Below are 274 nucleotides of genomic sequence, written 5' to 3'. Positions count from 1 at the left end.
GGGGTCGCGGGTTCGAATCCCGTCTTCTGCTCCATTATTTTGCCGGGGTGGCGGAACTGGCAGACGCACAGGACTTAAAATCCTGCGGTGAGAGATCACCGTACCGGTTCGATTCCGGTCCTCGGCACCATTTTATAAAGCGCCCGTAGCTCAACTGGATAGAGCGTTTGACTACGGATCAAGAGGTTATGGGTTCGACTCCTATCGGGCGCGTTTACTTATAACGGGAAGTAGCTCAGCTTGGTAGAGCACTTGGTTTGGGACCAAGGGGTCG

Annotated in this window: 2 tRNA genes; both read left to right on the top strand. The window is 54.4% G+C overall.

The annotated features are described in order from the left end of the window. The first annotated feature begins 41 nt into the window (after positions 1-41). Positions 42-130, top strand: a tRNA-Leu gene (locus HMPREF2597_RS12120). Positions 131-139: 9 nt separating this feature from the next. Continuing rightward, positions 140-213, top strand: a tRNA-Arg gene (locus HMPREF2597_RS12115). The last annotated feature ends 61 nt before the right edge of the window (positions 214-274 follow it).

The sequence above is a fragment of the Staphylococcus sp. HMSC063A07 genome (assembly GCF_001836955.1).
GTDB lineage: Bacteria > Bacillota > Bacilli > Staphylococcales > Staphylococcaceae > Staphylococcus > Staphylococcus lugdunensis.
Note: the sequence above shows the minus strand (reverse complement) of the source record. Positions and strands in the feature narration are given on the sequence as shown.